Below are 274 nucleotides of genomic sequence, written 5' to 3'. Positions count from 1 at the left end.
GAGGTCGCCATGGCTCGTCTTCGCGAGAAGCATCTCCCTCACCGGGTGACGATCCAGGAGTTCGAGGGCGACGGCGCCGAGGGCGACATCTGGGGCGACGAGCGCACGGATCGGCCGGCGTATGTCGAACAGAAGACGCGCCTCGTCGTCGACCGGCGGTCCACCTCGCCGACGTTCGGCCAGGAGATCACCTCGACGACGTTCGTCGTCCTGCTGCTCAAGGACGACTGCCAGCCCCGCACCCGAGTCACCGTCTGGCCCGGGAAGCCCCGCC

At 69.0% G+C, this 274-nt stretch carries 1 protein-coding gene; it reads left to right on the top strand.

Annotated features, from left to right (window positions below):
* Positions 1 to 274 (top strand): hypothetical protein (locus SB660_RS20485; protein WP_410584167.1); only part of this gene is annotated, 274 nt, incomplete at both ends.

The sequence above is a fragment of the Bacillus sp. SIMBA_005 genome, assembly GCF_046535585.1.
Classification (GTDB): Bacteria; Bacillota; Bacilli; order Bacillales; family Bacillaceae; genus Bacillus; species Bacillus pumilus.
This window is presented reverse-complemented; position numbering and strand designations above follow the sequence as displayed.